A 6863-nucleotide genomic window follows, 5' to 3' on the forward strand; every position below is an offset into this window, starting at 1 on the left:
CGCAGGGCCCTCGACGCGCGGGCCCCCGACGCCGCCCGTGGCCGCCGTACCCGTCCCCGTCCCCCTACCGGCGGGTACGCTCGCCCCATGGCTGACGCAGCGGCGATCATCGAGCAGGTCCTCACCGAGGCCGAGCTGGAGTGGGAGAGTCCGGGCACCGGCAACTACGTCGTGAAGCTCCCGGGGACGCGCAAGCTCTCCACCACGGTCTCGCTGCTGGCCGGCAGGCACTCCCTCTCCCTGAACGCCTTCGTGATCCGCCACCCCGACGAGAACGAGGCCGGCGTCCACCGCTGGCTCCTGGAGCGCAATCTCAAGCTGTACGGGGTGAGTTACGCCGTCGACCAGCTCGGTGACGTGTACGTCACCGCCAGGCTGCCGCTCGCCGCGATCACCCCCGAGAGCATCGACGGCCTCCTCGGCCAGGTCCTGGAAGCGGCGGACGGCGCCTTCAACACCCTCCTGGAACTGGGCTTCGCCTCCGCGATCCGCAAGGAGTACGCGTGGCGGGTGTCGCGCGGGGAGTCCACCCGCAACCTGGACGCGTTCAGCCATCTGACACGGGACGCGGGGGCGCCGGGAGTCCCGGGGGCGCAGGGAGTCCCGGGGGCGCCGGGAGCCCCGGGGGCATCAGGGGCTCAGGCGGCCGACGGTCAGGGCTGATCTCCGGGGGTGGGGCTCGGAGAGGCGGCGGAGGCAGTGGAGGTTGCGGAGATCACGGGAACCACCGAGGCCCCGTTCACCGCCTGCTCGCCGGGCCGGTCCTCCGCCGACGTGCCCTCCTCCGGCGCGTCCCCCTCCGGCGCGTCCCCCTCCGGCATCCGCCGCATGAGCAGCCAGTACCCGGCGCCCGCCACGGTCCCCACCACCGCGCACAGCCCCCACAGCCACTCCGCGCCCCACCGGTCGATGACGACACCGGACATGACCGGCGCGACGAGGGCGGCGACGGACCAGGACATCGTGTACATGCCCTGGTAGCGGCCCCGGCCGTGGACGGGGGAGAGGCGGACGACGAGGCTCGTCTGCGTGGGGGCGTTCACGATCTCGGCGAGGGTCCACACGCAGACGGTGAGGGCGAAGACCCCGATCGAGCCGGCGAAGGCGGTCAGACCGAAGCCGTACCCCGCGAGCACGGACGAGATGACGAGGAGCCGTCCGGTGTCGCGGTGCTCGATGAACCGCGTGACCGGGATCTGGAGCGCGACGATCAGCACGCCGTTGACGGCGATGGCGAGGCCGTAGTCGGCGGGGGTGAAGCCCGCCTCGCCCATGGCGACGGGCAGCCCGACCGAGCCCTGCTGGAAGATCACCGCGACGAGGAAGGACAGCCCGACGACACTCATGAACCGCCGGTCGCGCAGCACGGTGCCGAGGCCGACCTTGTCGGCGGCTGCCTTCTCCGCCGTCGACCGCTCGGGCCGGGACTCCGGCAGCTTCAGGAAGACGACGATCGCGCAGACGAGGGTCATGCCCGCCTCGATGAGGAAGCCGGCGAGATAGCTGACCTCGGCGATGAAACCGGCGGCCATGGAGGAGACGGCGAAGCCGAGGTTGATGGCCCAGTAGTTCAAGGAGAACGCGCGGACCCGGTCCTCGGGGCGCACGATGTCCGCCATCATCGCCTGAACCGCCGGGCGGGAGGCGTTGCTGGTGGCGCCGACGAGGAAGGCGACGGCGGCGATGGCGACGGGGTCCTGCACGAAGCCGAGCAGGGCGACGGAGAAGGCCGTGGAGGACTGGGCGATCAGCAGGGTGGGCCGCCGCCCGAGCCGGTCGGCCATGACACCGGCGCCGAGGGAGGAGACGACGCCGCCGAGCCCGTGGAGGGAGGCGACGAGGCCGGCGTACGAGGCGGAGTAGCCGCGGTCGAGCGTCAGATAGAGCGCCATGAAGGTGGCGACGAACGCGCCGAGCCGGTTGACGAGCGTGCTGGTCCACAGCCACCAGAACTCGCGGGGCAGCCCCGAGACGGACTCCCGGACAGCGCGTCTGGCAGCGGCGAGTGGCATGACAGGTCCCCCACGACGTAAGCGGCTAAAGCGGCGGACACAACTTACGAACGCGGGCACGCCCCCGACCACCCAATTAACAGACACCGTCAACCGACGAGGCGAACGCCCGCCGGAACTGTCCGCCTGTCGGCCATATGGGCGACGTCTCCCGGCCGTCGATTACGCTCGGGGCCATGGCCGACGCACCGTACAAGCTGATCCTCCTCCGCCACGGCGAGAGCGAGTGGAACGAGAAGAACCTGTTCACCGGCTGGGTGGACGTCAACCTCACGTCGAAGGGCGAGAAGGAGGCGACGCGCGGCGGTGAGCTGCTGAAGGACGCCGGCCTGCTGCCCGACGTGCTGCACACCTCCCTCCAGAAGCGCGCGATCCGCACCGCTCAGCTGGCCCTCGAGGCCGCGGACCGCCACTGGATCCCCGTCCACCGTTCCTGGCGCCTGAACGAGCGCCACTACGGCGCCCTCCAGGGCAAGGACAAGGCGCAGACGCTCGCCGAGTTCGGCGAGGACCAGTTCATGCTGTGGCGCCGCTCGTACGACACCCCGCCGCCCCCGCTGGAGGACGGCACCGAGTACTCCCAGTCGGGCGACGCCCGCTACGCGTCGATCCCGCCGGAGCTGCGCCCCCGCACGGAGTGCCTGAAGGACGTCGTCGTCCGCATGCTCCCGTACTGGTACGACGGCATCGTCCCCGACCTCCTCGCGGGCCGCACGGTCCTCGTCGCCGCCCACGGCAACAGCCTCCGCGCCCTCGTCAAGCACCTCGACGGCATCTCCGACGCCGACATCGCGGGCCTGAACATCCCCACGGGCATCCCCCTCTCCTACGAACTCGACGCGTCCTTCACCCCGGTCACCCCCGGCGGCAAGTACCTCGACCCCGAGGCGGCCGCAGCGGCGATCGAAGCGGTGAAGAACCAGGGCAAGAAGAAGTAACCAGAGCCCAAGAAGCCCTCTACCTGCGTGTTTTCCGTGGGTAGGGGGTTCTTCGGTGTCTCGGGGCCGTCGTTGGGCCGTCAGAGGTATTCGGGGCGGCCTGCGGGGGTGCCTGCATACCCCGGGGACTGTTGGTGCTACCGGTATGCTGGTGCCGCCTCACCTGAACCTCCCTTGAACTCCGTGTGGGGGCACGCGAGTTCCAAGGCTCCGGTCCGAGAAACGGGCCGGCTGGAGGAGAAGGGAGGTGGTAGAGGTGAGCCTTGAGAAGGATGAGCCTCGTAGGTGGACCACTGCCGAGAAGTGGCAGGTCTGGCTTACGGGGGTGGGCCTACTGGTGGCCATCACTACCGGCGTGATGCAGTTCGCTCGATGAGCGAGTCACGCGCGAGGACCGTCGCGACCGGGAGCTGTACATGCAGCGAGCCCGGTCTGCTGGTAGGCGACCGGGCTCGTTGACTGCAAGAGGGCCTGGATCTGGTTGCAGCCGGATCCGGGTCCTCAGTCGTTCTAGGTTCTTTCGCAGCTCGTGAGAGCTAACTAGAGCTAACTAGATCTAAGTCTCTCACGCGTACCCAATACCCTCAACTTTCCGTGGGTAGTATCCGAGCTCTTCTTCTCTAACTTTCGCTTCGCTGAAGCGTTGTCATGCGTCTTCTATAGTCCTTCACGAGTACGAAGAGCCGTTGTCCTCGATGCTTGCCCTCTCAGTGCTTCGAAACACTGAGGCCACGGCCTTGCGAGTGCGCTCCTGGCTGGACGGCATGAGGTGCGCGTACACGCGGAGGGTCAGGCCGGGGTCGGAGTGCCCGAGGTACTCGGCGAGCGCCTTGATGTTCTCTCCGGCGTCCAGGAGCACCGACGCGTAGAAGTGCCGGAGCGCATGCATGCCGTTCTCGCGGGACTCTGCGTAGGGCTGGCCGCGCTCCCGAACCGGGATGACCCCAGCAGCGGCGAGCGCCGGTTTCCATGCCTCCTCGTTGAGTGACGTACGCCAGACGTGCCCGCCACGCGGCCCGGTGAAGATCAGCCGCTTGGTCACCGGAGGCCCATCGGCCACCTTCCACGGCAAGGTGATCTCGACCGGCAGGAACCGCTTCATGTGCTCCCGGAGCGCATCAGCGACCGGCCCAGGAAGAGGCACGTCCCGCAGCTTGCCGCCCTTGGGCGGAGCGAACACGGCCTTGCTGCGGCTCAGCTTCAGTTGCTGGACCACGTGAAGCGTGTCCGACTCGAAGTCGATCGCGTCGACCGCGACGCCAAGGATCTCGCCCTGTCGAAGGCCGCAGCCGCCGCCCAGGTCAACCATGGCTTGGTACCGCTCAGGCATGGCGGCCTGGACGGCGAAGACCCGTTCCGGCGTCCAGGGAGCGATGCGTCTGACGTCCACCGTCGGCGGCCGGACCGAGCGGGCAGCACACGGATTCCGGGGGAGATGCCCGTCGTCCACGGCCGCACTCAGCGCGGCCCGCACGTTGGAGTAGATCGTCCGGGCGTACGAGCCCCGGACGCCGTTCTCTTGCAGCTTCCCGACCCAGTCACGGATGTGAGCAGGCTGGAAGGAACCGAGCGGACGCGAGCCCAGGTAGGGGAAGGCGTGTAGCCGGAGCTGCGATTCCATCGATGCCTGAGTGTTCGGGTCCGGCGCGTGTGTCACCCACTTCTCGGCGTACTGCTCGAACGTGATCCGAGCCGCACGTGGGTCGATGTACTGCCCGCGCGCCATGTCAGCCTCAGTGTGCGCCAGCCACTGATCAGCGAGCCGCTTCTGCCGGTCGGGGAAGCTCTTGGACTTCTCGGTACCGTCCGGCCCGATGTACCGGGCCCGGTAACGGGACCCAGTGCCGTACCGCTCCGTCTTGACCCTGCGAGCCTTCCCGTCCGGCCCGGTCTCCGTTCTGTACCAGCGGTCTTGAACGTGCCCGGCCATCAGGCAGCAGCCCCTTCCATCAGGGACTCGACCCAGGCCCGCACGTCCACGGGGTCGTAGCGCAGATGCCGGCCAACCCGGAAGCCACGCGGCCCAGTGCGCTTCCGCCGCCACTGGTAGACCGTCTCGACCGGCACGCCCAGAATCTCGGCAACGTCCAGAGGAGTCAGGTACCGCGAAGGCAGAGCGCGCGGTTCGGTAGCCGCTTCTACGACGGCGAGATGGCGCTTAGCCATGGGTCGGCTCTCCTTCTGTTCCGGGGGCGGGTTCGAGAGATGCGGCAAGCCAGGCTTCGGTGTCGGACAGGCCGGTTCCGGCGAAGACCCAGTGCGCGAGGACGTACGTCGTGTCGGGCGCCGCTCCGTTGGCCGTTGCCGCTTGGGCGCGGCGCCATTCGGCGCGGGCGTCGCGGAGGGCGCCGAGGGTGGTGGAGTAGCGGCGGGATTTGGTGGAGAAGTGGCCGCGGAAGCCGAGCATGTGGGCCCAGGCGCGGAGGCGGAGGTGTTCGAGGTCTTTGCGTGCGCCGAGGGTCCAGGCGGTTCGGATGAGGCGGCGGGCGTGGTCGCTGATGTCGAGCTGGGCGAGTTCGGCGGCGAACTTCAGTGGCCGGTCGAGGGCTCCCGTGGCGGTTTCGGCGCCCTTGGTGGCGTACTTGGCGATGTACGCGGCGACCGCGCGCTCGGTCAGCTCCTGGCCGTCGTTGAAGTCGGCGGATCGGATGGTGCGGACGTCGAGTTGGCGGCCGAAGGCGAAGGTGTGGGTGCGTCCGTCGATGGCCGGGCCGTCCACGCGAACCTTGGCCGCCGCTGTCTCGATGGCGTCCGTGAGGAGTTCGGCGGTGGCCCAGGCCGGGGGCGGGGTGTCGCCGCCGGTGGGGCCGTCGATGCGGATGACGGCGTGGAAGTGGACGGCGCCGCGCTTTTGGTACTCGGCGACCTTGGCGAAGGAGACGCGGGCGTGGTCGCGGAAGCGGCGTTGTGACAGGCCCGCGCGCTTGGCGACTTCCCGGCGAAGGTAGGTGGAGAAGCGTCGCCAGAGCGGACCGGCGTGGGCGTTCCAGAGGACGGCCGCTTCGTAGTCGTAGGTGTCCGGGTCGAGCGCGGTACCGAGTACGGCGTCGTCCTGGTCGTGTCTGGTTCCGCAGCGGCAGGGCCGCCCGCTGGAGGGGCGGTTGTGGACCGGGCCGAAGCTCGGTGCGGTGAAGGTGGCGAAGACGCGGGGGTGGGTGGCGACGTGTTCGGGGGTGCCCTTGCCGCCGCGCAGGCCGGAGGTGATCAGGTGGAAGGTGTCGCGGCGGTAGACCTCGGAGCAGGCCGCGCACCGGGTGGTGCGGCGGTTGTTGCAGCGGACGAGGAGTTGGCCGGCCGGGAGGTCGGTGGAGTCGAGGTGGTGGAGGACGCGGCCGATCTCGCCGGTCGTGGTGTCGACGTCGTGCTCGGTGCGGTGGCCGTCGAGGCGGATCGGGTGGGTGCAGCCGCCGAGGCCGGAGAGTTGGCGGAGGATACCGGGCAGGGTGCCGTGCTCCGCGAGCTTCGCGAGTTCGGGGAGCGGGGGCGGTGTGGTGCGGGTGAAGATGGCGGTTCTCCTTCTGACTGGCTCGGTCAGGAGTGATGGCCCCGGGGCGGCGGATGCTTGGTCGTGTGTGCCGCCCCGGGTGTCGGGCGCGTTCAGCGCCGGTTCTGCTCGCGGATCAGGGAGCGCAGGACCACGGCCGCGATGGCGACGGAGATGGCCGAGACGGCGACGGCGGCCAGGAGCGCGGTGAGGACGACACCGCCGACGACTACGGCCGCCACGACTCCGGGACTGATGGAGACCGCCGGGAGCGAGCGCCGTACGGGCGCGGAATCGGCCGGGGTGTGGGTGTGTGCGGGCGGCGGGGTGGGGCTGTCGGGGTACTTGGGCAGGAACACGGTCGGACTCTCCTCATCTACTCGTCTAGGCATGTGAGCCGTTTATGACGTGCACGCCGGAGCGCGTGCC

Annotated in this window: 7 protein-coding genes; 2 read left to right on the forward strand and 5 right to left on the reverse strand. The window is 69.5% G+C overall.

Annotation, left to right across the window (positions count from 1 at the left end; translation table 11 throughout):
• Positions 1-87: 87 nt before the first annotated feature.
• Entirely contained in the window at positions 88-663 is a 576-nt protein-coding gene (locus SMA5143A_RS31305) for a YbjN domain-containing protein (RefSeq protein ID WP_308812054.1), read from the forward strand.
• Here the strand turns inward: SMA5143A_RS31305 and SMA5143A_RS31310 are convergent.
• Positions 654-2012, reverse strand: coding sequence for an MDR family MFS transporter (locus SMA5143A_RS31310; RefSeq protein ID WP_107466223.1), 1359 nt, complete (start codon positions 2010-2012; stop codon positions 654-656). The two genes, SMA5143A_RS31305 and SMA5143A_RS31310, sit on opposite strands and share 10 nt — an antisense overlap.
• Before the next feature lie 176 nt (positions 2013-2188).
• Here SMA5143A_RS31310 and SMA5143A_RS31315 point away from each other — a divergent pair, with 176 nt between their 5' ends.
• The gene (locus SMA5143A_RS31315) at positions 2189-2950 is read left to right on the forward strand and encodes a phosphoglyceromutase (RefSeq protein ID WP_055716457.1); all 762 of its coding nucleotides are present in this window, start codon (positions 2189-2191) and stop codon (positions 2948-2950) included.
• Between the two features lie 667 nt (positions 2951-3617).
• Here SMA5143A_RS31315 and SMA5143A_RS31320 read toward each other — a convergent pair.
• The 4 genes from SMA5143A_RS31320 to SMA5143A_RS31335 all read right to left on the reverse strand — a co-directional run bounded on the left by SMA5143A_RS31320 (position 3618) and on the right by SMA5143A_RS31335 (position 6793).
• Positions 3618-4880 carry a tyrosine-type recombinase/integrase gene (locus tag SMA5143A_RS31320; RefSeq protein WP_107466224.1) on the reverse strand — a complete coding sequence of 421 codons (1263 nt, stop codon included), beginning with the start codon at positions 4878-4880 and terminating at the stop codon, positions 3618-3620.
• Entirely contained in the window at positions 4880-5116 is a 237-nt protein-coding gene (locus SMA5143A_RS31325) for a helix-turn-helix transcriptional regulator (RefSeq protein ID WP_107466226.1), read from the reverse strand. Before SMA5143A_RS31325 ends, SMA5143A_RS31320 begins: the two co-directional genes overlap by 1 nt.
• The gene (locus SMA5143A_RS31330) at positions 5109-6392 is read right to left on the reverse strand and encodes a replication initiator (protein WP_107466227.1); all 1284 of its coding nucleotides are present in this window, start codon (positions 6390-6392) and stop codon (positions 5109-5111) included. The genes SMA5143A_RS31325 and SMA5143A_RS31330 overlap by 8 nt, the downstream gene beginning before the upstream one ends.
• A gap of 155 nt (positions 6393-6547) precedes the next feature.
• The gene (locus tag SMA5143A_RS31335; protein ID WP_107466228.1) at positions 6548-6793 is read right to left on the reverse strand and encodes a SpdD protein; all 246 of its coding nucleotides are present in this window, start codon (positions 6791-6793) and stop codon (positions 6548-6550) included.
• Between the last annotated feature and the right edge of the window lie 70 nt (positions 6794-6863).

It is taken from the genome of Streptomyces sp. MA5143a, from assembly GCF_900290235.1.
Lineage (GTDB): Bacteria > Actinomycetota > Actinomycetes > Streptomycetales > Streptomycetaceae > Streptomyces.